This window comes from Streptomyces sp. NPDC001315 (assembly GCF_042896175.1).
Classification (GTDB): Bacteria; Actinomycetota; Actinomycetes; order Streptomycetales; family Streptomycetaceae; genus Streptomyces.
On sequence record NZ_JBIAWZ010000008.1, the window covers coordinates 14,024 to 38,846 of the forward strand.

Annotated in this window: 17 protein-coding genes and 2 pseudogenes; 8 read left to right on the forward strand and 11 right to left on the reverse strand. The window is 70.4% G+C overall.

The window, feature by feature from the left end; genetic code table 11:
* Positions 1-72 precede the first annotated feature (72 nt).
* The 3 genes from ACFY16_RS22720 to ACFY16_RS22730 form a co-directional block, all read right to left on the reverse strand.
* Entirely contained in the window at positions 73-1,557 is a 1,485-nt protein-coding gene (locus tag ACFY16_RS22720; protein ID WP_390649244.1) for a protein kinase, read from the reverse strand.
* A gap of 38 nt (positions 1,558-1,595) precedes the next feature.
* Positions 1,596-2,246, reverse strand: coding sequence for a hypothetical protein (locus ACFY16_RS22725; protein WP_390648975.1), 651 nt, complete (start codon positions 2,244-2,246; stop codon positions 1,596-1,598).
* A gap of 242 nt (positions 2,247-2,488) precedes the next feature.
* Positions 2,489-4,804: an N-6 DNA methylase gene (locus ACFY16_RS22730; RefSeq protein ID WP_390648976.1), complete on the reverse strand. Its 2,316-nt coding sequence runs from the start codon at positions 4,802-4,804 to the stop codon at positions 2,489-2,491.
* Between the two features lie 198 nt (positions 4,805-5,002).
* Between ACFY16_RS22730 and ACFY16_RS22735 the strand changes: the two genes are divergently transcribed.
* Positions 5,003-5,695 carry a hypothetical protein gene (locus ACFY16_RS22735; protein ID WP_390648977.1) on the forward strand — a complete coding sequence of 231 codons (693 nt, stop codon included), beginning with the start codon at positions 5,003-5,005 and terminating at the stop codon, positions 5,693-5,695.
* A gap of 213 nt (positions 5,696-5,908) precedes the next feature.
* Positions 5,909-6,691, forward strand: a complete 783-nt coding sequence (locus tag ACFY16_RS22740) for a hypothetical protein (protein ID WP_390648978.1) — start codon at positions 5,909-5,911, stop codon at positions 6,689-6,691.
* Between the two features lie 30 nt (positions 6,692-6,721).
* Here the strand turns inward: ACFY16_RS22740 and ACFY16_RS22745 are convergent, their stop codons facing one another.
* Entirely contained in the window at positions 6,722-7,465 is a 744-nt protein-coding gene (locus ACFY16_RS22745) for an N-acetyltransferase (RefSeq protein ID WP_390648979.1), read from the reverse strand.
* A gap of 84 nt (positions 7,466-7,549) precedes the next feature.
* Positions 7,550-8,035, reverse strand: a pseudogene (locus ACFY16_RS22750) (HNH endonuclease family protein); the annotation flags it as partial.
* 122 nt (positions 8,036-8,157) lie between these two features.
* Here ACFY16_RS22750 and ACFY16_RS22755 point away from each other — a divergent pair.
* The 3 genes from ACFY16_RS22755 to ACFY16_RS22765 are packed head-to-tail and all read left to right on the forward strand — an operon-like array spanning position 8,158 to position 12,085.
* On the forward strand, positions 8,158-9,288 hold the full coding sequence (locus ACFY16_RS22755; protein ID WP_390648980.1) for a tyrosine-type recombinase/integrase: 1,131 nt from the start codon (positions 8,158-8,160) through the stop codon (positions 9,286-9,288).
* Positions 9,285-11,489 carry a tyrosine-type recombinase/integrase gene (locus ACFY16_RS22760; RefSeq protein WP_390648981.1) on the forward strand — a complete coding sequence of 735 codons (2,205 nt, stop codon included), beginning with the start codon at positions 9,285-9,287 and terminating at the stop codon, positions 11,487-11,489. Before ACFY16_RS22755 ends, ACFY16_RS22760 begins: the two co-directional genes overlap by 4 nt.
* A complete protein-coding gene (locus ACFY16_RS22765) occupies positions 11,486-12,085 on the forward strand; it encodes a DUF6262 family protein (protein WP_390648982.1) in 600 nt (199 codons plus the stop codon). Before ACFY16_RS22760 ends, ACFY16_RS22765 begins: the two co-directional genes overlap by 4 nt.
* A 126-nt stretch (positions 12,086-12,211) precedes the next feature.
* Here the strand turns inward: ACFY16_RS22765 and ACFY16_RS22770 are convergent, their stop codons facing one another.
* From ACFY16_RS22770 to ACFY16_RS22780, 3 genes and pseudogenes are all read right to left on the reverse strand, one after another.
* On the reverse strand, positions 12,212-13,342 hold the full coding sequence (locus tag ACFY16_RS22770; protein ID WP_390648983.1) for a DUF6183 family protein: 1,131 nt from the start codon (positions 13,340-13,342) through the stop codon (positions 12,212-12,214).
* Between the two features lie 64 nt (positions 13,343-13,406).
* Positions 13,407-14,177: an HNH endonuclease family protein gene (locus ACFY16_RS22775; protein WP_390648984.1), complete on the reverse strand. Its 771-nt coding sequence runs from the start codon at positions 14,175-14,177 to the stop codon at positions 13,407-13,409.
* An 82-nt stretch (positions 14,178-14,259) separates the two neighbouring features.
* Positions 14,260-14,493, reverse strand: a pseudogene (locus ACFY16_RS22780) (hypothetical protein); the annotation flags it as partial.
* A gap of 173 nt (positions 14,494-14,666) precedes the next feature.
* Between ACFY16_RS22780 and ACFY16_RS22785 the strand changes: the two are divergent.
* Entirely contained in the window at positions 14,667-14,858 is a 192-nt protein-coding gene (locus ACFY16_RS22785) for an antitoxin (protein ID WP_390648985.1), read from the forward strand.
* Between the two features lie 204 nt (positions 14,859-15,062).
* Here ACFY16_RS22785 and mfd read toward each other — a convergent pair whose 3' ends face one another.
* The 3 genes from mfd to ACFY16_RS22800 form a co-directional block, all read right to left on the reverse strand.
* Entirely contained in the window at positions 15,063-18,620 is a 3,558-nt protein-coding gene (gene mfd, locus ACFY16_RS22790; protein WP_390648986.1) for a transcription-repair coupling factor, read from the reverse strand.
* Between the two features lie 312 nt (positions 18,621-18,932).
* Positions 18,933-21,512, reverse strand: a complete 2,580-nt coding sequence (locus ACFY16_RS22795; protein WP_390648987.1) for an ABC transporter permease — start codon at positions 21,510-21,512, stop codon at positions 18,933-18,935.
* Positions 21,509-22,297 carry an ABC transporter ATP-binding protein gene (locus ACFY16_RS22800; RefSeq protein ID WP_390648988.1) on the reverse strand — a complete coding sequence of 263 codons (789 nt, stop codon included), beginning with the start codon at positions 22,295-22,297 and terminating at the stop codon, positions 21,509-21,511. The genes ACFY16_RS22795 and ACFY16_RS22800 overlap by 4 nt, the downstream gene beginning before the upstream one ends.
* 414 nt (positions 22,298-22,711) lie before the next feature.
* Here ACFY16_RS22800 and ACFY16_RS22805 point away from each other — a divergent pair, with 414 nt between their 5' ends.
* A complete protein-coding gene (locus ACFY16_RS22805; protein WP_390648989.1) occupies positions 22,712-24,253 on the forward strand; it encodes an MFS transporter in 1,542 nt (513 codons plus the stop codon).
* Positions 24,254-24,320: 67 nt separating this feature from the next.
* Positions 24,321-24,818 carry a GNAT family N-acetyltransferase gene (locus ACFY16_RS22810; RefSeq protein WP_390648990.1) on the forward strand — a complete coding sequence of 166 codons (498 nt, stop codon included), beginning with the start codon at positions 24,321-24,323 and terminating at the stop codon, positions 24,816-24,818.
* Positions 24,819-24,823 lie beyond the last annotated feature (5 nt).

A 24,823-nucleotide genomic window follows, 5' to 3' on the forward strand; every position in this document is an offset into this window, starting at 1 on the left:
CCGGCTGCGCTCCCCTGTTCGGGAAAAACGGCCCCTCGAAGATCACAAGAGTCTCTCAGGGAACAGCAAAAACTAGCCGCGCACCTGCCCCAGCCACTGCAGCGTCCGACGGATCTCGGCCGCGAGCGGGTGTCCGGGGCCCTGCATCCGCTCCACGTCGTGCAGCAGCCGGGCCAGCGTGTCGTGGGCGGCGGCGCGGTCGCCGAGCGCCAGCAGCAGGTGGCCGATGCGGCGGCGGACGTCGAAGGAGAGCTCCGGGTCGCCGGCGACGTACTGGTTCTCGTAGTACGGCAGCAGCGCGCGGTACTCGGCGAGCGCCGCCGCCGGTTCGCCCAGTTGCTCCAGGCACTGGGCGGCCTCGTAGCGGTAGCGCAGGGACTGCGGGTCGGCCTGGCCGGCCTCGGCGGCGCGTTCGTCGGCGAGGCGGCGCAGTTCGGGCAGCGCGCGCCGGTACTGGCCGTCGTCCATGAGCGTGGCCGCGTACTGCTTGCGCAGGGTGCGTACGACCGGGGAGTGCTCGCCGTGCTGCTGCGCGGCGGCGGGCAGGATCGCGCCGAGGATGTCGACGGCCTGGGTGATGCGGCCCTCGCCGAGGAGGCGCTTGACCTCGTCGACGGCGCCGGCGACGTCGGGCTTCTCGGCGACCGGTGTGACGGGGGCGGGCTGGGGCGCGGGCGTGCGCGCGCGGTCCGGCCAGGGGGCGTGCGGGCGCAGGAAGGGGCGCATGGGATCGAGTGGCGCCCCGGTGGGTGTCCCGCGTTCGGGCAGGAGCAGCGCCAGGTGCTCGTAGACCTCCTGCGCGGAGGCGGGGCGGTGCTGCGGGTCCTTCGCGAGCAGGCGCAGGACCAGGTTCTCGAGCGCGTCCGGGACCTCGGGGCGCAGCCGGCGCACGGGAAGCGGCGGCTCGTACAGGTGCCGGTGCAGCACGCCGAGCGCCGTCGAGCCCGCGAACGGCACGTCACCGCTGAGGAGTTCGTGCATCAGCACCCCGAGCGCGTACAGATCGGTGTACGGGCCGACCGCGCCGCCCATCGCCTGCTCCGGCGCCATGTAGGCGGGCGAACCGATGGGGGAACCGGTGTGCGTGAGGCGGGTGGTGTCGCTGTCCATGACGGAGGCGACACCCAGGTCGAGGACGGTGACCGTGCCGTCCTGCTTCACCATCACGTTGCGCGGCTTGAGGTCGCGGTGGATGATCGGCACGGCGTGCACGGCGCTCAGCACGGCGCACAGTTGCGCGGCGACCGCGACCGCCCACTGCCAGGGGTACGGGTCGTGCTCGGCGAGGTGGTCGGAGAGGTCGGCGCCGTCGACGTACTGCATGACGAGGAACAGCTCCTCGCCCTCGCTGCCCGCGTCGTGCACGGTGACCAGGCCGGGGTGGTCGACCTGCGCGGTGACCCGGCACTCGCGCACGAACCGGCGGCGCAGTTCGTCCGCCTCCTGGCCGGCGACCTTGTCGGGGCGCAGCAGCTTCACCGCCACGCGCCGGTCGAGCCGCTGGTCGTAGGCCGTCCAGACCTGGCCCATGCCGCCCTGCCCGATGAGCGTGGCCAGTTCGTACCGGTCGGCGACGACGCGTCCTGTCGCCACGGTCACCTTCCGCCCTCGTGGTTGCCGTCCCTGGGGTCCTCCTGCTTGCGCAGATAGTCACTGAGCTCGTCGAGCTCGGCGCGCACCTGGTCGATACGGGCGGGCGCGGGGCGCCGCGGCGGCGGGGACTGCGGCACGGGAGGCCGCGGCACGGGAGGCTGCGGGACAGGGGTGTTCGGTATGTACGTCCGCACCGTGGGGGGTTGAGGCAAGTGCGGCTGCGGTACGGGGGTGCCCGCGTACGGCGGTGTGGGCTGCGTGGGCTGCGGGTAGCCGTACGGGCCGTGGAGGGTCTGCGCGTGGGGCGGTACGTAGCCCGCGAACTGCTGCCCGGGCTTGTGGAAACGGATGTCGGCGGCCAGGAAGTAGGCGGCGCTGCCGGCGCCGAGGATCAGGACCACGGCCAGCGCGAGATCGCCCCTCGCGTCGCTCTCCGGCACCGTGCCGACGACCGCGAGCGCGGCGACGGACAGCGGCAGGGACACCCAGGCCGCCGTCCAGTCGAACCACCGTCCGCGCAGGATCGCGACCCGGAACAGCGGAACACAGGCGAGCAGACCGCACGACAGGATGCCGGCGGCGGCGAACAGCACACGCAGGGTGATGACGGTACCCGCGCTGCGGGTGGGCGGCGCCGCGCCGTGGCCGTACATGACTGCTCCTGGGCCGGGGTTCGATGTCGGAGTTCGAGCGTATAGGCCGACACGGACAAGCGGTCCCGGGTTGTGCCGAACCGTTGTCATGCTGATCACTTCACGCGACGCCGCAGGTGGCGTCGGCAGCGGGCAGAACCGGAGCTTCCGCGCCGGGCCTTCCGGTTCGGGGCTCGGTCCGGGACTTGTCCCGGGGCTCAGGCAGGGCTCGGTCCGGGCCCAGTCCGGGCCCCGTCCAGGGCTCAGTCCGGCGCCGTCGTCGGCGCCACCGTCCCGTCCGTCAGGCCGTCGTACATCCCGCGCACGAGCTGGTCCCCGAGCCGGCCCGCGAGCCTGATCGCCCGCTCGAACTCGTCGAGTGCGCGGAACCGTGCGCCGTAGCGCCGTTGTTCCTCCAGCGGGAGCCGGGGCAGTTGCAGCCGGCGCACGTCGAGGCGGGTGGCGGTGGACGCGTAGCTGCTGGCCTGGCGGTTGTTGGCAGTGCCGCGCAGGAACCCGGCCAGGAACCACGGGTCGAGCGCCGCGGGATCGGGGCGCAGGAGCACGAGGTTGCGCCCCAGGGCGGCGCCCCCTGTCGCGTCGTCGATCACGCGCGCCATCGAGCCGCCGCCCAGCACCGGCACGACCACGTCGCCCGCCTGCGTCAGCACAGCCTCCTCGTCGCTCTCGGGCAGCGTCCCCGAAGGGTCCGTTCCGGCAAGCACGTCGTGGTCGGTGAGAACGGGCACGCGCGCGTGGCCGCCGTTTCCGCCCGTGCGCATCACCAGGGCGCCTCCGCGCGCGAGTTCGCCGATGGTGGTGAGCGGCCAGCGGGTCGGCTGCGCGGTCACGGCGGGCGGCGGGGTGAGGCCGGTGGTCAGGCGCAGGGTCTCGCCGAGGCGCTCGCGCACGGTCGTGAGCTGCTCGGCACCGTCGGCGGCCGTCGGGGGCGGGAGGTGGCGGGCCGGGGCGAGGTCGACGTCGTCGTCGAGGAGTTCGATGACGGGCACGGAACGCGCCAGGCCCGGCCGCTCCTGGAGGGTGCCGGCCCGGTCGTAGGTCCGCCAGGCGTCGAGCACGGCGTCCCTGACGGCCTGCCAGTCGGGCCCGCCGCGTCCCTCGCCGGCGAACTGCCCGGCGTCGGCGAGCAGCACCTCGGGCTGCGCGGACGTCTTCTCGGGCCGCCGCAGCACCCACAGGTGCAGCGGGATGTTGTACGGGGGCGCCGCACCGACCGGCAGGGCGATGACGGCGCGCAGTGCGCCGCGACGCAGCAGGTCGGCGCGGATACGGCGCCCGGAGCGGCGGGAGGCGGCGGCGGGCGGCATGAGGAGGACGGCGGTGCCGCCGTCCCTGAGGCGGGCGAGCGCGTGCTGCACCCAGGCCAGCTCGGACTCGGCGCGAGCCGGGAAGCCGTACTCCCAGCGAGGGTCGTAGGCGAGTTCGTCGTGGCCCCAGTTGCGCTCGTTGAACGGGGGGTGGCACAGGACGGTGTCGGCGCGCAGTTGCGGGTAGGCGTCGGCGCGCAGGGTGTCGCCGACGGCGCCGCGCACGGCGGCCCGGCCGTGCAGGGCGAGCCGGAGCGCGGTGAGCACGGCGAGTTCGGGGGCGCTGTCCTGGGCGTAGACCTCCTGCTCGGGGCGCGGGTCGAGGGCGCGCAGCAGGGCGCCGGTGCCGCAGGCGGGGTCGAGGACGGTGCGGGCGGGTCCGGCGAGGTCGGCCATGAGGCGGGCGAGCTCGGTGGGGGTGAGCGTGTACTGGCGCGGGTTGGCGTCGAGGTGCCGGCCCAGCAGGAACTCGAAGGTCTGGCGGGCGCCCGACTCGGCGGCGAGTTCGGCGGCGCCGCGCAGGAGAGGGGCGGAGGGGAGGAGCTGGGGGCCGGTGGGGAGGTGAACTGCGGGGGTGGTGGGGGCCGTAGGGGTGGTGGGGGAGGTGTTGTGACCCGCCGGAGCGTTGATGGGTGCCGGAGCGTTGACGGGTGCCGGGGCGTTGACGGGCGCCGATGTGTTCACAGGAACCGGCGTGTTCACAAGGGGTTCGCTGTGAACACCGGCTGAGGCAGGTGGGTGCGGGGCGGCCGACCCCGTCCGAGAGGCATCCGGGGTGTTCACAGCCGACGGGCGATTCACAGCCGGTGCGGTCGGCGCGGATGCCCCGGTGTGAACGCCCCGGCCACCGCGCGTGGAGCCGAACCGTGGCGTGATCACCTGCTCCAGCGCGGCCGGCAGCATCGCGGCGAGCCGCTCGTCGGAGCCGGCACTCACCTCCAGCCAGACCGTCGGCCGGTCATGGATGAGCAGCAGCACGCAGCCGACGTGGGTGAGTGCGGTGACCGGGCCCTCGGGGTGGCCCGCGAGCTGCTGCCAGACGCGTTCCCGTAGCGGCACTTCGGCGAGTTTGCCCTGGTGGCGCAGCCAGGCCTCGACCTCGGCGAGCGCGAAGGCCGGGCTGGTCTCGGTGCCGCCGACGGGCTTCGGGAAGTCGGCGTGCCGGCGGCGCCAGTTACTCACGGCCGCGCGGCCGACGCCGGCGAGCCGTGCGATTCCCGCGGCGGTCACCTCTGTCGCGTTGTCCTGCACTCGCCCCGCTCCCCTCGTACCACTCGTCCCCCTGTGTGGCGTCGAGCATACCGATGCATGCAAGAGCCACCCCTTCACGTCGTGTACTCAAGACATCCCGTGAATCGTGTTGACTCGGTTCACGCGCTCTGGTCTTATTGACCCAGCGAACGAGCGGCGACCAGGGGGGTAGCCGCCACGTCAGGGGAGGAAAAAGCCATGGGCATGAAGGGCAAGGTCGCGCTGGGCGCCGTCGTGGGGGTCGTCGTCATCGGTGTCGTCTCGGCGAACGCCGGGAACAACGGCGACGGCGGTACGGCCGACGCCGCCGACAAGGGCTCTTCGGCGTCCGCGGCGCAGCAGCCCGGCGGCAAGAAGGACGCCGGCAAGAGGGAAGCGGCCGAGAAGAAGGAGGCCGCGTTCGCGGGGGACGGCGAGTTCCAGGTCGGTTCGGACGTCAAGCCCGGCACCTACCGCACCACGGGCAACAGCGACGGTATGTGCTACTGGGAGCGCGCCAAGGACGCCTCCGGCGAGATGGACTCGCTGCTGGCCAACGACAACGTCACCGGCACCAGCTACGTCACGGTCAAGGCCACCGACAAGCTCTTCAAGTCCAGCGACTGCAAGGACTGGGAGGCCGTCGACACCACGGCCAAGGGCTCCCCGGCCACCACGATGGACGGCGACGGCGGCATGTTCAGAGTCGGCGCGGACATCGCCCCCGGCACCTACAAGTCCACCGGCAACACCGACGACTCCTGCTACTGGGAGCGCACCAAGGACGCCGACCACGGCATCGACTCGATCATCGCGAACAACAACGTCAGCGGTACGGCCGTCGTCACGATCAGCACCAAGGACGCCTACTTCAAGACGTCCGGCTGCGGGGACTGGAAGAAGGCCGGCTGACCGGTCGCCGTACGGGGCGCGGCGTCACCACACGACGCCCGCCCACCGCCCCGGGCCGCACCCCACAGCACCGCGCCACATCTCACCTCACCTCACCTCACCTCGTCTCCTCTCATCCAGTCACAGCTGCCACCACCCCACCCAGTCCCACTCAGTCCCATTCAGTCCCATCTAGCTACGTCTCGTCCCATCACGTCCCACCAAGGAACTCCCATGCGTCGCACCGCACTCGCCGCCCTCTGTCTCGCCACCGCGGCCACCGCCGGACTCACCGGCTGCCTGTCCGGCCAGGACAAGGCGGACGACAAGCCGGGCACGTCCAACGCGTCCCAGTCCGCCGAGCCGAAGGATCCGTTCGCCGGACTGACCGGCGGGGAGATCGCCGACCGGGCCGTGAAGGCCACCACCGGCGCCTCCTCACTCCGTATGAAGGGCGATGTCGCCGATGACGAGAGCGGCGGCACGATCCAGATCGACATGGCCCTGAACAAGCAGGGCGAGTGCGCGGGCACCATGAGCATGGGCGGCCAGGGCAAGGCCGATCTGATCAAGACCGGCGACACCGTGTACATGAAGTACGACGAGGCGTTCCTGCGCGCCCAGAGCGAGGGCGAGTCGAAGTCGGACACCGACGCGGCCGTGGCCCTGCTCGCCGGGAAATGGGCCAAGATGGCCGCGAAGGGCCAGGACGCCAAGGACATCGCGAGCTTCTGCGACCTGGACTCGGTGCTCGGCGGCGCGGAGGACGTGAACTCGGACGCGACCCGCAGGCAGACCACCACCGTCGACGGCACGCCCGCGATCATGCTGCACGAGAAGGACGGCAAGGACCGGTACACGCTGTACGTGGCCACCGAGGGCAAGCCGTATCTGCTGCGGATCGACAGCAGGACCGCCAACGACCCGGGGACCCTCACCTTCAGCGACTACGACAAGCCGGTCCCGGCGCAGAAGCCCACGGGCGAGATCCTGGACCTGGACGCGCTCGGCGGCTGACCGGCGGGGCCCAGGCGGTCGAAGCCCCGCTCAAATGGCGTGCCGCATCCACACGTTGGGTTCGACGTACACCGCGTAGCCGCGCTCCGGCTCGCAGTGCACCGGCACCAGTGCCCCGGGCACCTCGATGTCGCCCCGGGTGTCGAAGGGCAGGCCGGTCCAGGCACGCCACTCCGCCAGCGAGCCGGACACGGTCATCGACGCCGGCGCCACGGCATGGATCGTGGCGCCGGCCCGGGCGTGGACACGCAGCCACGGGTCGTGCGGCAGCCCGTCGGCGCGCACGCGGTACGCGTACTCCTCGATCGGTGTGCGGGGTTCCAGGTGCTTGGCGCTGGGGCGAACAGGGGCGACGACCTCACGGAAGCCGCGCGCCTGGGCGTTGTCGCGCATCGCGGAGAGCATGAGCGCGGACAGGCCGCGCCCCTGGACGTGCGGGGCGACGACGATCGAGATCGCGCTGACCGTGTCGGGCCGGACGCCGCGGCGCAGGTCGGAGAAGGCCCAGATGAGCACTTGGTCCCAGCCGCGGGCCGGGAGTTCGCCGCGCCCCTCGGCGGCGAGGGCGAACGGCACGCTGTAGGCGTGCGCGACGACCTCGCCGTGCTCGTTCTCGGCGAACTGCACGTACTCCGGGAGTTCGGTGGCGATCCGGCCGTAGTGGGCGTTGCCCACGGGGTCGTTGATGGTGAACGCCGGCCAGCTGTCCGGCATGTCGACGATCCGCGCAAGCATCTCGGGACGTGCGGCAAGGCTCGATACCTTCAGCTCCATGCGCTCACCGTAGGCGGCGGCCGAACTGCGGGAAAGCGGATTTCAACCGCCTGTCCGGCCGACCCTCGCCCGCCCCGCCGACGGTCAGTCCGCGTGGAATCGCGCCGGCGCCTCCGTCGGATTGCCCCCCGTGGGGAGTTTCTGGTCCGGGCAGCCGGAGAGCACCTTCTCCATCGCGGCCTTCTCGGCGGCGGTCACCCACAGTTCGTACTTCTTCTTCACGGCGACCTGCGCGGCGACGTACGCACACCGGTATCCCTTGTTGGGCGGCAGCCAGGTCGCCGTGTCGCCGTCGCCCTTGCCGCGGTTGGTGCTCGCGTCGACGGCGATGAGGTTGAGGGGGTCGTTGGCGAGGGCGATGCGCTTGCTCGGGTCCCAGTACTTGGCGCCCTTCTGCCAGGCGTCGGAGAGCGCGACGACATGGTCTATGTCGACCTGGCTGCGGCCGCGCCGATAGGTCACGTCCTTGCCGGAGTACGGGTCCGGCTCGAGGACACCGGAGGTCACCTTGCAGGTCCCGCCGGTGAACCGGACCTCCTTCAGGTCCCGTTTCAGGATGTCGTCGCGGGTTATCTACAGCCCCTTCATCGATGCGATGCACATGAGGCACAGCCGTAACCCACTCCTGTCCCTCGCCGTTATCGGTCATGCCATGAGGCACATGAGCGACTTCGGATACAGGAAGCAGATCCATGACGTTATGCACAGAGAAGGCCGTCTCGCCCACCACCGGCGAGACCACCTGGCTCCTGGTCGACGAGGAGACGTACGCGCCTCACCCCGAAGCCCGTGAGTTCTCCCTGTACCTGCGCGGAGCCGGGCGGTCACCGCAGACACAGCGCGCATACATCCCCAGAATCGGTCGCTTCCTCAATTGGTGCGCAGAGCGAGGCACCGACTGGAGGACCGTCCGGCTCGGGGACATGAGCCTGTTCAAGTTCCACGTCGAACGGACACCGACGCAGTACGGGCGACCTCCGTCCGGCAAGACGGTCAACGCCACGCTCACTGCGGTCTGTGAGTTCCTCCGCTTCTGCGCCGTCCAGGGGCACGTGGATCACGAAGTCGCCGCGCGTCTCAGTGAGCCGCGCTTCCTCTCCCACGCCCCGGCCGGCTTCGATCCCGGCGAGGGCGGCCAGCACCTGATGGTCAAAGCCCGCGTCCTGAAGGCGCAGGAGATCGAGCGGGCACCGCAGACGCTCACCGGCGTCCAGACGGAGCAGGTCATCGACGCCGCCCGCACCGCGCGTGACCGGCTGCTGTTGACCGTCCTGGTGGAAGCGGGCCTCCGCATCGGCGAAGCTCTCGGACTGCGGCGTGAGGACATGCATCTGCTACCCGACTCCACACACCTGGGCTGCCGAACCGGTGGCGCGCACCTGCACGTCAGGCCCCGGCAGGACAACGTGAACGGGGCGCGGGCCAAGGCCGGGCGCCCTCGCATGGTTCCGCTCACGCCGGAAGTGGTGCACCGATACCGCGATTATCTCGCCGAGCGTGAACAGGTGGTCGGCTCCGCCGAGTGTGACTACGTCTTCCTCAACCTCGTCGGCGTCCACGCGGGACGTCCGCTCTCCTACTCCAACACCAAGCAGGTGATCGAACGTATCGGGAAGCGCTGCGGACTCACTGCCCGACCGCACATGATGCGGCACACAGCCGCCACCCGCTGGATCCGTAACGGGGTCGCCCCGGACGTCGTGCAGACCCTCCTGGGGCACGCCTCCTCGGCGAGCACGGCTGTGTACCTGCACGCCCAGGACGAGGATCTCCGCGCAGCCGTCGCGGCCGTCGAAGGTCTCGCGCCGGAGCTGTTGCGATGACCATTGCGCTGCTCCGCTCCCCTGCCGTTCCCTCCGTCCCCGGTGCCCCGGAGTGGCCGTCGTGGCTCGCGGCACGCCTGCCGTCGGGCTGGCGCTCGGGTGAGTGGGACCCCGTTCAGGCGCTGTTCACCGCCGATCCCGGCAACCCTACGACCAGCGTGTTCGTATGCTCCGTCGGCGCCTGTGGCACCCACGTAGCGAGTAACGGATCCCGCTGCGACGCCTGCCGTAAAGCCCGCTACCTTCTGGGCAATCCCGCGGACTTCGACGCCACGCACATCCCGGACCCGTCCCGCCGCCGGCCCAACGCCTCCGCGAACGGGGCGATGCCGGGCATCTCCCAGTTTTCGCTCGTGAGTGTGAGCCCCGCGGTCCGCCAGGAGCTCTTGTACGGGCTCCAGCAGCGCGACGACGCCGGGATCAGCCTGGTCCCCCAGCGAGTACGCCGCATTGTGGCCGGCCTCCCCGCCGGACTCGGCTCGCTCCTCGATCTGGACCCCTCCTTCTCCTCCGGGTTTCCGGCTGCGGCCTCCGGCGTCCTGAACGGAGTGCTCCTGCACGTCCGACGCGCACGCGTCGAGTTCGATGGCACGGACCCGACCTCGGGCGACGTATGGGAGTGCGCTCTCATTGGGCTGACGGCAGGCCGCGGCCGCAGGTACGCCGCTGTCCACGGCGACATCGACTTCCGTCCGGTACGGCAGCGTTGGCTGCGGGAACTGGTCAAGGAATACGGCCGCACGGCACGCCCCAACGTCCAGGACCTACGACAGACCGTCTACGCGGCGACCATCGCGTCCTCCGCGCTGGCAGGCCGCCCCCACGAGGATGAGCCGGGGCTCCTCGCCATGGCCGACATGAACGCCGTAGTGGACCTGTTCCGGATCACCAAGCGTCCCGAGGACGGTCACGACTACTCCACCAGCCACCGCAGAGCCCTGCTCCGCCACTGGCGCACGTTCCTGGAATACGCCCGCCAGGCCGGGATGATGGACCACGTGCCCGGCGGGTTCGCGCTCAACCCCCGCTTCCACAGCATCGCCGCCGTGGAAGTGACCGAAGATGATCTCGGCCGTGCGATCCCCGAACACATCATCGCCCAGCTCGACGTGCACCTCGGTCTACTGGGCACCTCGACGGGGTACGCGAGCGGCGGCTGGACGGCCGCCGACTTCGCGCGGATGTACCAGGTGGTCTACGCGGTCCTCCGGGACACCGGCCGACGTCCGGGCGAGGTCACCAGCCTGCACCGCAACTGCCTGGAGCGGGTCGACGGCAAACCGACGCTGATCTACGACAACCACAAGCGGCGACGCCATGGCCGTCGGCTGCCCATCTCGGAGAGCACCGCCCAGCTGATCGAAACCTGGCAGAAAGAGCTCGATGCGCTACCGGCCGTACCAGCCTGCGCCCAGTGGCTTTTCCCCTCACCGGGACAGCGCAACCGTCCGCGCCGCGGGCATCTGAACACTGCGCACTTCTGCAACCGGATCTTCCGGAACTGGATCGACGAACTGATCCCAGACCTTGTGGACGACCGGCTCGACGAGGACGGCGCCCCTCTCGCCTACGACCGGACCCAGGTCGTCCCCTACGGCTTCCGCCACGCTTACGCCCAGCGCCATGCGGACGCGGGCACTCGCCCCGACGTCTTGCGGGAACTCATGGACCACCGTTCGCTGGACGTGACCATGGGCTACTACAAGGTCTCCCTCAGCCGAAAGCAGGAGGCCGTGCGAACGGTCGCGGCGCTCGCCGTCGACCGGCACGGAGCAGCCCACGGATTCGGCGATCCCCTCGCCTACGAGATGGAGAGCGTCGGGGTTCCCTACGGCGGCTGTACCGAGCCGAGCAACGTCAAGGCCGGCGGCGGGCACTGCCGCATCCGCTTCCAGTGCGCCGGATGCGACTTCTACCGCCCCGATCCCTCTTACCTCCCCGCCCTGGAACAGCAGATCGCGGATCTGCGCGCCGACAAGGAAGCCGCCCTCGCGATGGAGGCCGCCGACTGGGTCGTGCGCAATCTCGATGACCAGATCCGCGCCTATTCGAAGTCGGCCGACGAGATGCGGCGGAAACTCGACGCGCTGCCCGCCGAGGAGCGGGCCGCCGTCGAATCCGCCTCACGCGAGCTGCGCAAGGCACGTTCGGCAGCGGCCTTCATCCCTCTGCAGACGCTGACGACACGGAGCTCCGGATGAAAATCCCTGCTGCTTCTGGCGGCAACGACCGGAACGCCCGGGTCGAGCGGCTGCGCGTCAGCCGCGCCAAGGACAGCGAAGACAAGACGAGGCGTGCGCTCGACGCCGTGGACGCCCTTCTCCACTCGGGACGACGGCTCACCGTCGCCCAAGTAGCCCGGGAAGCCTCGGTGTCCACGTGGTTCGTCTACAACCAGCCCCAGGTGCACCAGGCCGTTCAGGACGGCATCACCGCCCAGCGAACGCGGGGACGCCAGAACTCCCACGCTCCAAAGGAGCCTCAGGTGTCCCCGGCCGGGTTGCGGACGGACCTTGCACTGGCCCGCGAAGAGATCAAGGACCTCAAGAAGGAGCGCGATCGGCTCCGTAACCGGGTCAGGCTGTCTCTCGGCGCCGAATTGGAGGGCGTGAACCAGCACGAGCTGATCGAGCGGGTGCAGCAGATCGAGCAGCGGAATACCGTGCTGGAGCAAGCACTGTCAGAGGCCAGGGATCAGATCGCCGCCTTGGAGGGCCAACTGCGTGAGGCGGAGGACGACCTCACCGCGGCACGAGCCAGCCTCCGCCGTGCCATGCGGGCTGTTCCGTCTCCATAGCCCTCGCGATTGACAGCGATACCGCCCACTCGCGGCTGTCCGGCTTTCATCCCGTCTTCCGGACAGCCGCGAGGAAGGTCGGCGAAGTGGTCAGGACTTGACCCCACGCACCGGTCAGGACCGCACTCAGTCGGTGTCCGTCGCGGCCAGCATCGCCAGCCGTCGGCGTTCTGGAGAGATCGCGACGAGGCCAATGTCCCAGGCCACACGCTCGAACCACTTGGTGTCGGCGCCAAAGGCATACCAAGTGCATGCCCGTGCACTCGCCTCGACCTCTTCCACGAGGCAGCCCTGCGCCGTACCGGAGAGACCGGCCACGGACCGCCAGGCGGCCAGCCGGCCGTAGGCACCACGGGCGCCGGAGTAGTAGGCACCGCCCGTGGACGCGGCGGCGAAGAGAACCCGCCATGGGTGCTCCGGCGGGCAGGCCGCAACCGATAGGGCGGCCTTCTTCGTCCCCGCGCCTTCCAGGCACTTCAGCCCAAGTGCCAACAGCATCCTCGGAACCGACTCGGCTTCCAGAGGAGCTGCCAGGTCGAAGACCCGTGCTTCGATCCGGCCGTTCGACTCCTCGGCCCAGTTCGTCACAGCAACACCGCTGGCCTTGGCAACGGCTTCGGTCGTCGTCTCCTCGACCGGCGGCACAGGTGCCCGGTCATCACGCGGCACCTCACGGTTCACCGGCGGGCCATACGGCATCGAGTGGCTGCCACCGCGCGCGCTGTAGCTCGGCAGATCCGGCCGGCCTTCCAGCTCCGACAGCGCCAACGGCAGCCATCCCAGCGGATGAAGCCTCCAGTGCGGCGACGTCGCCCACCCGGCGATCCCCGGTGACTCCGTGACGTCGACGCCTCTGAGAACCAGCTCATGGACCAGGCACGCCCGAAGTTCCTCAGTGGCGTGTCCAGTGAACGCCACTGCGAGCTCCTTGGCCGGTTGGCTGGAGGCCAGCAGCGAGGCGGTATGGCGGTCCAGTTTCCTGTCAGCGGCCTCCGCGGAAGAAACCAGCCGCAGTGCCTGGGCGACGTTGCCGGGACCGGGCGTGGTGGCCAGCAGCCGGAGCAGGTAGTCGAAGACGCTCCTGTACTGCCATATCCGCCCAGCGTCAGAGGCGTAGACCCCGGCGAGCGCGATAGCGAGGTCCGCGACGAAAGCAGCGTCTCCCCGTCCGAGACTGCGGTCAGCCGTCTTCCACACGTCGGTGACGCTCGTCATGCCAGGCAGCTTCGTCACGATCTTCTGTATGCGGTCAGCCACGGCAATGGAGCCTATGCGTCCCACAGCCCGAAAGCGGCGGCATTTCCCCAGTTCACCGCGGTCCTCAGGTCCCGCACTGCTTGAGCATCACGCTCTTGTCCGGGGCTGTCACCGGGAGCCCGTACTTTTCCGCGACCTGCGCGAACCGCACCGCGTACGAGCACCGGATCGACTTGTTCGGGGGCAGCCAGGACGCCGGGCCCGAGTCCCGCTTGGCGGAGTTCGTGGAGCCCGAGACCGGCAGAAGATTCAGCACGTCGTTGGCCAGCTGCTGCCGCTTCTCCTTGCTCCAGCGGGAAGCCCCCATCTGCCAGGCGTACGACAACGGCACCACATGGTCGATCTGCACCTCGGTGGCCTTGGCCTTCTTCCAGGCGATGTCCTTGCCGGTGTATGGGTCGTACAGGTCCATCGACACGACCACGCAGTCGGAACCCTTACGGAACTGGACGTCCCGTCCATGGAGTTTCAGCAAGTCGTTCCGCGTGTCACAACCGTTCCTCGCCAGCGGCACCCCATCCGCCGTGTCCATCCACGCATAGCCGAACTTGCCCCGCTCGTAGCCCGTCTTCGGCCCACGCCCCTTGACTGTGAGTTCTTCGACAAGCTTGCGCGCGTGGGCCTTGTCCGCCTCCGACGTGAGCGCGCCGAGCCCCGGCTTCGTTCCGTCCGGATTCGTCAGCGGGCTCGCCGCCCGCCCGGCAGTGGCGTCTGGTCCGGACCCCGCAGAGCTGCCGCCCGACTCCAGGTCATCGCAGCCCGCGACGAGCGCGGCGGCAACGGCGACCGTAAGGACGGCCCTCTTTCCGCGAGGAGACAGCGTCCTGTGACTCACGTGCCTCTCACTACGCACAGCCGACCACACCCTGCATACGCTGCGAGAACAACCCCACCACAGCGCGAACCATAGAGATAACGCGGGTGTCGCAGCTGTTGGAGTCGGTGTCCGCCCAGGCGGTGCCGAACCGGTCCCGGTCGTATCCCGTCTTCGGCGCCCGCCCCTTGACGGTCAGCGACTCGGCCGCGGTGAGCGCGGCGCCGCCGCCCGCGGTCTGCTCGGGCCCCGCGGAGCCCGTGGTCTGTTCCGTGCACCCGGCCACGGCGAACACCGTCACGACGGCGACCGCCGCCCCACCCGTCAGACGCCCCACGGTGCGTCCCTCCCCTTGCTCCCCGGTTCCGCCCCGCACGGTCAGTTTTCCCCGTGCGGGCCAGTGCACACCGTAACCACCGAGAGGACTAGACCAATACCCCGGGGCTACGCGGGCATTTCACGCAAGTCGGGCGTATCGTCGGTTGAGAGTGCCTCCTGGAAGGAGCTCTGATGGGCATCTTCGACAGGTTCAAGAAGAGCAGCCAGGCGCAGGACAAGGCCAAGCAACTGTCCGACGCCGCGGAGCGGAAGGCCAACGAGCGGACGGGCGGTAAGTACGAGGGCCAGATCGACGACGCACAGCAGAAGATCGAGGGCGCGATCGGCATGGACCGCGACCGCGACCGGCCGGACCAGCGGTAGGGCCGGCGGTGGGGCTCCGGACCCGTGGAGGGTCGTGGCCCGCCGGCGCCGGCAGAACCGCCCCGCAACTGAAGCCGTCCGCACGGACCCTGTCCGGCGGACGGCTTCCGCGTTCCCGTACTCGTACGCTTCCGCGTTCCCGTACTCGTACGCTGCGGTGTTCTCTTACGCTGCCTCATTTCCGCGCTGCCGCGCGGATGGGCACTACGACCCCAGGATCGACGCCAGGAACTCCCCGACCCACCCGAGCAGTTCCCGCCCGACCAGCGGCTTCCCGCCGATCTTCGCGGTCTTCGGGCGGGGTACCAGGATCTGGTGGACCGTCGGCTTGATGACCGTGCCGGGGTACAGCCGCTTGAGGCGCAGTTCCTGCGACTCACGCAACTCCACCGGCGCGAAACGGATGTTGTTGCCCTGGAGCACGATCTCGCCGACGCCGCACGCGCGCGCCAGCATGCGCAGGCCCGCCACCAGAAGCAGGTTCTCCACGGGCTCGGGCAACTTGCCGTAGCGGTCGACGAGTTCCTCGCGGACCGCCTTGACGTCCGCCTCCGAGTTGGCGGACGCGATCGCGCGGTACGCCTGCAGTCGCAGCCGCTCGCCCGGCGCGTAGTCGTGCGGGACGTGCGCGTCGACGGGCAGCTCGATCTTGACCTCGAGCGGTGGCTCCTCCTCGATCTCGCCGGTCTCCAGCTGCCGCCGGTAGTCGGCCACCGCCTCGCCGACCATCCGCACGTACAGGTCGAAGCCGACGCCCGCGATATGGCCGGACTGCTCGCCGCCGAGGAGGTTTCCGGCGCCGCGGATCTCCAGGTCCTTCATCGCCACGTACATGCCCGCGCCCATCTCCGTGTGCTGGGCGATCGTCGCCAGCCGCTCGTGGGCCGTCTCCGTCAGCGGCTTCTCCGGCGGGTACAGGAAGTAGGCGTAACCGCGCTCCCGGCCACGGCCCACCCGGCCGCGCAGCTGGTGCAGCTGGGACAGGCCGAAGGTGTCGCCGCGCTCCACGATCAGCGTGTTGGCATTGGAGATGTCGATGCCGGACTCGACGATCGTCGTCGAGACGAGCACGTCGAACTTCTTCTCCCAGAAGTCGACGACGACCTGCTCCAGCGCCTGCTCCGACATCTGTCCGTGGGCGGTGGCGATGCGCGCCTCGGGGACGATCTCGCGCAGACGGGCCGCCGCGCGGTCGATCGACTCGACCCGGTTGTGGATGTAGAAGACCTGGCCCTCGCGCAGCAGTTCGCGGCGGATCGCGGCGCCGATCTGCTTCTCCTCGTACGGGCCGACGAAGGTGAGCACCGGGTGGCGCTCCTCCGGCGGGGTGGTGATCGTCGACATCTCGCGGATGCCGGTGACCGCCATCTCCAGGGTGCGCGGGATCGGGGTCGCGGACATCGTCAGCACGTCGACGTTCGCGCGCAGCTTCTTCAGCTGCTCCTTGTGCTCGACGCCGAAGCGCTGCTCCTCGTCGACGATGACCAGACCGAGGTCCTTGAACTTCGTCTCCGACGAGAACAGCCGGTGGGTGCCGATGACGACGTCCACCGAGCCCTCCCGCAGGCCCTCCAGAGCGGCCTTCGCCTCCGTGTCCGTCTGGAAGCGGGACAGGGCGCGGACGTTCACCGGGAACTGCGAGTACCGCTCGCTGAACGTGCCGAAGTGCTGCTGCACCAGGAGGGTCGTCGGCACGAGGACGGCCACCTGCTTGCCGTCCTGTACGGCCTTGAACGCGGCGCGGACGGCGATCTCCGTCTTGCCGTAGCCGACGTCGCCGCAGATCAGGCGGTCCATCGGGACCGTCTTCTCCATGTCGTCCTTGACCTCGGCGATGGTGGTGAGCTGGTCGGGGGTCTCCGCGTACGGGAAGGCGTCCTCCAGCTCGCGCTGCCAGGGGGTGTCGGTGCCGAAGGCGTGTCCGGGCGCGGCCATGCGTGCGCTGTACAGCTTGATCAGGTCGGCGGCGATCTCCTTGACCGCCTTCTTCGCGCGTGCCTTCGTCTTCGTCCAGTCGGCGCCGCCGAGCCGGTGCAGCGTGGGTGCCTCACCGCCGACGTACTTGGTGATCTGCTCCAGCTGGTCGGTGGGGATGTAGAGGCGGTCGCCGGGCTGGCCGCGCTTGGCGGGGGCGTACTCCACGACCAGGTACTCGCGGGTGGCGCCCTGCACGGTGCGCTGCACCATCTCGATGTAGCGGCCGACGCCGTGCTGCTCGTGGACGATGTAGTCGCCCGCCTCCAGCGTCAGCGGGTCGATGGTCTTCCTGCGGCGCGCGGGCATGCGGGCGCCGTCCTTGCCGGCCGCCTTCTGGCCGGACAGGTCGGTCTCCGTCAGCACGGCCAGCTTCAGCGCCGGGTCGACGAAGCCGTAGTCGATCGAGCCGCAGGCGACGTGCACGACGGACGGGGAGATCTCCGCGAGGTCCGCGTCGAGGCGGGCCGCGACGCCCTCGGCGCCGAGCACCTCGACCGTACGGGCGGCCGGGCCGTGGGCCTCGGTGACGAAGACCGTGCGCCAGCCGTCGGCGAGCCAGCCCTTGGTGTCGGCGAGGGCTCTGGCCGTGTCCCCGCGGTACGTCTCGGGCGCGTGCATGCCCAGCTTGAGGGTGTCGCCCGCCGCGTCAGCGGCAAATGTCTCCGTCAACTCGTCGTCCGCCGCGAACGGCGACACCGACCACCACATCGTCTCCAGCTCGCGGGCCCGGTCGCGGACGTCCGCGATGGACCACAGGGAGGCCGCGCCGACGTCGATGGGCGCCTCGCCGCCGCCGGCGGTGGCCGCCCAGGAGGCCTGGAGGAACTCCTGGGAGGTCGCGACGAGGTCGGCGGCCCGCGTGCGTACCCGCTCGGGGTCGCACACGACGGCCATGGCGCCCTCCGGCAGGACGTCGAGGAGGAGCTCCATGTCGTCGACGAGGACCGGGGCGAGGGACTCCATGCCCTCGACCGCGATGCCCTCGGCGATCTTTCCGAGGAGTTCGCCGAGTTCGGGGTGTTCTTCGGCGAGGGCACGCGCGCGTGCGCGTACGTCGTCCGTGAGCAGCAGCTCGCGGCACGGCGGCGCCCACAGGCCGTGCTCGGCGACCTCCAGGGAGCGCTGGTCGGCGACCTTGAAGTAGCGGATCTCCTCGACGTCGTCGCCCCAGAACTCGATGCGCAGAGGGTGTTCCTCGGTGGGCGGGAAGACGTCCAGGATGCCGCCGCGGACGGCGAACTCGCCACGCTTCTCGACCAGCTCGACGCGGGAGTACGCGGCGGCGGCCAAGGCTTCCACGACCTCGTTCAGATCAGCCGTCCGGCCGGTCCGCAGCGCCACCGGCTCCAGGTCGCCCAGGCCCTTGACCTGCGGCTGGAGCACCGAGCGCACCGGGGCCACGACGACGGAGACCGGGCCGGTCTCGGGGTCGTCGGCGCGCGGGTGGGCGAGGCGGCGCAGGACGGCGAGGCGGCGGCCCACGGTGTCGCTGCGCGGGCTGAGCCGCTCGTGCGGGAGCGTCTCCCAGGACGGGTACTCCGCGATGCCGTCCGGCGGCAGCAGGGAGCGCAGGGCGGCCGCCAGGTCCTCCGCCTCGCGGCCCGTCGCCGTCACCGCCAGCACGGTGCGGCCGGTCTCGCGGGCGAGCGCGGCGATCGCGAGGGGGCGGGCGGCCGGAGGGCCGACGAGGTCGACGTGCATCCGGTTGCCGTCGGCAGCCGCCTTGATCGCTTCCGCGAGGGCGGTGTCCTTGACCAGGGCGTCGAGCAGACCGTGCAGACTCATGGAGGGGCGCTTTCCGTCCGGGGTGGCAACACGAAGGGCCCGACGCGTGTGACGGGCCGGGGGTGTCCAGAGTACGACGGTGTCGTGCGGTGCGCCGGGGCTGTGGACAACCGTGGGTGCTGGTGCCGGGCGCGGGGCGCTGGATGCCGGGCGCCAAGTCCCGTATGCGGGCCACCAGGCACCAGGCTCCAGGCTCCAGGCACCAGGTGAACGAAACGCACCCGGCGCCGAGGAGTCCCCCAAGACTCCTCGGCGCCGGGCCGTCCTCCGCAACCCCCGTATGCGGTGGCTCCTGGACGCTGCCCCGTCGGGTTAATCCGTCGCGATCGCGTTCAGCACGTTCATCCGCCCCGCCCGGAACGCCGGCACGAGCGCCGCGAACAGGCCCACGAAGGCCGAGCCGATGAAGACGCCGGTGATCGTCGGCCACGGGATGTCAAGGACGTTCAGGCCCTGCAGAGCCAGCAGCTTCTGGGCGGTCGCACCCCAGCCCATGCCCAGCCCCAGTCCCAGCAGGGCTCCGAAGAGGGCGATGACGACCGACTCCATGCGGATCATGCGGCGCAGCTGGCGGCGCGAGAGGCCGATCGCCCGCATCAGGCCGATCTCCCGGGTCCGCTCGACCACGGACAGGGCGAGGGTGTTCACCACACCCAGGACCGCGACGATGATCGCGAGCGCCAGCAGGCCGTAGATCATGCTCAGCAGCTGGCCGATCTGGTCCTTCAGCGCCTGCTTGTAGTCGGTCTGGTCGCGGACGGTGTACTGCGGGTAGTCGTGCAGCGCGGACTTCAGCGACTTGTAGGCGGTCGTCTGCTGCCCGTCCTTCGCCGTGGCGAAGACCAACTGATCCAGCGGCATCCTGTCGGCCGGGACGTACTTCGCGGCCGTCGCGATCGACGCGTACATCGCGCCCTTGTCGATGACGACGTCGTCGCTCGTGATGGCGCGGACCGTGAGGTTCGCCGTCGTTCCGTCCTTGAAGTCGACCGCGACCTTCGAGCCGACCGTGATGCCGTGCTTCTTGGCGAAGCCCTCGAAGACGGACATCGAGTCGGGCTCGTAGGCGTCCGCGAGGCTGCCTGCCACCGTCTCGGTGCGCAGGTCCTGCGCGTACGTCGGGTCGGCCGCGTTGATCGTCTCGTTCTTGGACGTCGTGCCGTCGGGGGTGGTGAGCGTGGCGTCGAGGACCTTGTACTCGGTGACCCGCTCCAGTCCCGGCGTCGACTTCACGGCCTCGACCGCCTGCGGGGTGATCAGCTGCCCGCCGTCGTTCTGGATGATGAAGTCCGTGCCGACGGTCTTGTCGAGCTGGTCGGTGGCGGACGCGACCAGGGAGGAACCGACCACCGACAGGCAGGCGACCAGCGCGAGGCCGATCATCAGGGCGGCGCCGGTGGCGCCCGTGCGGCGCGGGTTGCGCAGCGCGTTGCGCTCGGCCATCCGGCCGACGGGACCGAAGGCCCGCAGGAGTACGGCGCCCAGGACGCGCACCACTCCGCTCACGAGCACCGGGCCGACGACGACGAACCCGATCAGGGTCAGCACCACGCCCAGGCCCAGCCACAGCGAGCCCTCGCCGGCCTTGTCGGCCGCGGCCGCCAGGTAGAGGGTGTAACCGCCGGCGCCCGTGAGCACCGTGCCCAGCAGGACCCGTACCCGGCCCGCCCTGGCGTCGGCGGGGGCGCCCGCGTCGCGCAGCGCGGCCATCGGGGAGACCTTGCCGGCGCGCCGGGCGGGGAGGTAGGCGGCCAGGACCGTGACCACCACGCCGAGCAGGAGGCCGATCACCGGGGTCGTCCAGGCGACGGTCAGGTCGTCCGTCGACAGGTTCATGCCGATCTGGCCCATGAGCTTCATCAGGCCGATCGCGATGCCGACGCCCGCGCCGACGCCGAGCACGGAGCCGAAGACACCGAGCAGCAGCGCCTCGGCCAGCACCGAGCGGTTGACCTGCTTGCGGCTGGAGCCGATCGCCCGCATGAGGCCGATCTCGCGGGTGCGCTGGGCGACCAGCATCGAGAAGGTGTTGATGATCAGGAAGATGCCGACGAGGAAGGCGATCCCGGCGAAGCCGAGCATCGCGTACTTCATGACGTTCATGAAGTCCCCGACGCTCTTCTGGTTGGCGTCGGCGGTCTCCTTGGCGGTCTGCACCTTGTAGGCGCCGCCGAGCTCGGCCGTCACGTTCTTCTTCAGCTGGGCGTCGCTGACCCCGGCGGCGGCGGTGACGTTGACGTTCGTGTAGACGCCGGTCTGCCCGACGAGCGCCGCCTGGGCGGTCCTCGTGTCCAGGTAGAAGATCGCGGCACCGGGGTTGGTGACGGTGAAGGCGGCGATGCCGGAGATCTTCGCGGTGTGCGTGCCGACCGCGCTGATCACGCCGATCTCGTCACCGAGCTTCAGGTGGTGCTTGTCGGCGGTGTCCGCGTCGACCATGACCTGGCCGGAGCCCTCGGGGGCCGTACCGGACGTGATCTTCATGGTGCGGGCTTCGTTGCTGTTCCAGCTGCCGACGATGGTCGGGGCGCCGCTGGACGGCGAGAGGTTGTCCTTGTCGGCGTCGACGACGGTCACGGCGGACGAGAAGACGGCTCCCTCCGCCGACTTCACGCCGTCCGCCGCACGGACCTGGGCGAGCACCGAGGCCGGCATGACCGGCGGCTTGCCGTTGGCGGAGGTCGTCTCGCCGCTGTCGGAGGCGCTCTTCGCGCTGACCGTCACGTCGGAGGAGGTGGCGGCGAACAGCTTGTCGAAGGTGGTGTTCATCGTGTCGGTGAAGACGAGGGTGCCGCAGACGAACGCCACCGACAGCAGGACCGCGACGGCCGACAGGGCCATGCGTCCCTTGTGCGCGAAGAAGTTGCGCATCGAGGTCTTCAGGACGGTCATGACGTACGCCCCCGGGCGTCGAAGTCCTTCATGCGGTCGAGGACGGTGTCGGCGGTCGGCTTGAACATCTCGTCGACGATCCGGCCGTCGGCGAGGTACAGCACACGGTCGGCGTACGAGGCGGCCACCGGGTCGTGCGTGACCATCACGATCGTCTGGCCCAGCTCGTCCACGGAGCGGCGCAGGAAGCCCAGCACCTCCGCACCCGCACGGGAGTCGAGGTTTCCGGTCGGCTCGTCACCGAAGATGATCTCGGGGCGGGCGGCCAGGGCGCGGGCCACGGCGACGCGCTGCTGCTGGCCGCCGGAGAGCTGGGTGGGCCGGTGCTTGAGCCGCCCGGCGAGACCGACGGTCTCCACGACCCGGTCCAGCCACGCCTTGTCCGGCTTCCGCCCGGCGATGTCCATGGGCAGGGTGATGTTCTCGAGGGCGTTGAGCGTCGGCAGCAGGTTGAACGCCTGGAAGATGAAGCCGATCCGGTCCCGGCGCAGCTGCGTGAGCTTCTTGTCCTTCAGGCCGGTGATCTCGGTCTCGTCCAGGTGGATCTGACCGCTGGTCACGGTGTCGAGCCCGGCGAGGCAGTGCATCAGGGTGGACTTGCCGGACCCCGAGGGGCCCATGATCGCGGTGAACTGACCGCGGGCGATGTCCACGTCGACGTGGTCGAGGGCGACGACACGGGTCTCCCCGGACCCGTACGCCTTGACGACCTGCCGCGCCCGCGCGGCAACGGCCGTTCGCCCGCCAGTACCCCCGTGCCTGGTGATGGTCACAGCCGATGTCACGGTATATCTCCTATGTCGGTCAACAGTTGGAACGCACTGATCCCTGATGGGCCCCTGTGCGACGGTTCCGGGTGCGACGAGTCCTGCGTGTGCGCCTCGGTACGTCACTCAGTCTGTCGGCGGGAGAGGGTGCGGCGCGCTGGTGCTCGGCACCCTCTTTCCGGGGGGTTAACCCCACCCTCCGACGGTGGCGGGTGGGGCGCCCCGGCGGCGTAAAGCCAGATTAAGGACGGCGCCGGGCCCCTCTCCTCCTCCGGCGGTACGAACCCTCCCCGAGCCGTAGTGAGGAGATACCCCTAGGGGTGGTCCACCGTCGGGTGGAGGCGCCCTCGGGGTCCGCTCCACTCTTCGGCGCGCTCACTCTCCACCCTGCCGCCACGTCAGGTTCAAGTGGGAAGCTGTCGTACGGGATAGATGCAAGGGGCACGGGGAGGGCATCCGGTGGGCGGTACGGGCAGTACAGGCGGTACGACACCTGCGATCCGCGACACGGCACAGCGCACGGCCACCGGAGGACGGGGCGCGGTGGTCGCCGCGCTCATGCTCGCCATGGCGCTGGCAGCCCTCGACTCCACCATCGTCTCCACGGCCGTACCGCAGATCGTCGGCGACCTCGGCGGCTTCTCCGTCTTCTCCTGGCTGTTCTCCGGCTATCTCCTCGCGGTGACGGTCACCCTCCCGGTCTACGGAAAGCTCTCCGACACCTTCGGCCGCAAGCCGGTGCTGGTCGCCGGCGCGGCCGTGTTCCTGCTCGGTTCCCTGCTCTGCGCGGTGGCCTGGAACATGGGAGCGCTGATCGCCTTCCGGATCGTCCAGGGCCTGGGCGGTGGGGCGTTGCAGGGCACGGTGCAGACGCTGGCGGCCGATCTGTATCCGCTGAAGGAACGCCCCAAGATCCAGGCCAAGCTGTCCACGGTGTGGGCGGTTTCGGCGGTGGCCGGCCCCGGCGTCGGCGGAGTGCTCGCCACCTATGCGGACTGGCGCTGGATCTTCCTGGTCAACCTCCCCATCGGCGCGGTGGCGTTGTGGCTGATCGTCCGGTACCTGCACGAGCCGGAACGGGAGTCCGTGGGGCGCCCCCGTATCGACTGGGCGGGAGCGCTGGCCGTGTTCGCCTGCGGGGGCGTCCTGTTGACGGCGCTGGTGCAGGGCGGGGTCGCCTGGCCGTGGCTGTCGGGCCCGTCCCTCGCGTTGTTCGGTACGGGCCTTGCGCTGGCCGGGGTGGTGGTCCTGATCGAACGCCGGGCGGCCGAGCCGATCATCCCCGGGTGGGTGTGGCGCCGCCGTACGATCGCCGCGGTCAATCTGGCGTTGGGGGCCCTCGGGTTGCTGATGGTGGCGCCGAGCGTGTTCCTGCCGACGTACGCGCAGTCGGTGCTCGGTCTGGCACCGGTGGCGGCCGGCTTCGTCCTGTCGGTCTGGACGCTGAGCTGGCCGGTGTCGGCGGCGTTGAGCCAGCACGTGTACCGGCGGATCGGCTTCCGCAACACGTCGATGATCGGCATCGGAACGGGGGCACTGATCCTCTTCGCCTTCCCGTTCCTGCCGTATCCGGGTTCGGCCTGGCAGCCGACGCTGCTGATGCTGCTGCTGGGGGCGGCCCTCGGCCTGTTCCAGCTCCCGCTGATCGTGGGGGTGCAGTCGACGGTGGGGTGGGCGGAGCGGGGCACCACGACGGCGTCCGTCCTCTTCTGCCGCCAGACGGGCCAGACGATCGGCGCGTCCGTGTTCGGCGCGGTCGCCAACGGTGTCCTCGCCTCCCGCCTGGGCGGCGCGGGCGACCTGGACTCGGTGACACGGGGCCTGGACGCGGGGGCGGTTCCGGAGGCGACCCGGCGGGCGATCGCGGACGCGGTGCACGCGGTGTATCTGGGCGCGGGGTGCGCTGCGGCGGTGGCGTTCCTGGTGCTGCTGCTCCTGGCGCCTCGCCGCTTCCCGGTGCTGAAGGAGCAGTGAATCCCCCCCACCTGTCCCGGAGTTTATCCAGGTGTTCGGGAACGCGGTCCCGCCTACGCTGGACCTCATGGTGAAGCTGGAGCGCCTGCGAGCAGACCACGCGGAGGCCCTGCTGGTCTTCGAGCGCGACAACCGCGCGTACTTCGCCCGCTCGATCTCGGACCGAGGGGATGCGTACTTCTCCGAGTTCGCCACCCGGCACCGCGCACTGCTGGCCGAACAGGACGCCGGCGTCTGCCACTTCCACGTCGTCCTGGACGAGGAAGGCCGACTCGTGGGCCGTGTGAACCTGGTCGACGTGGCGGACGGAACCGCCGAACTCGGTTACCGCGTGGGGGCGGCGGCCGCGGGGCGCGGGGTGGCGACGGCGGCCGTACGGCAGGTGTGCCGGCTGTCCGCGACGACGTACGGCCTCGTCTCGCTCACCGCCGTCACGACCCTCGACAACACGGCCTCCCGAACCGTCCTCGAACGCAACGCCTTCGTCCCGACCGGCCCCACGACCGTCGCCGGCCGCCCCGGCATCCGCTACGCGCGCGTGCACCTCGGACTCGGCGGCCAATAGTCCGA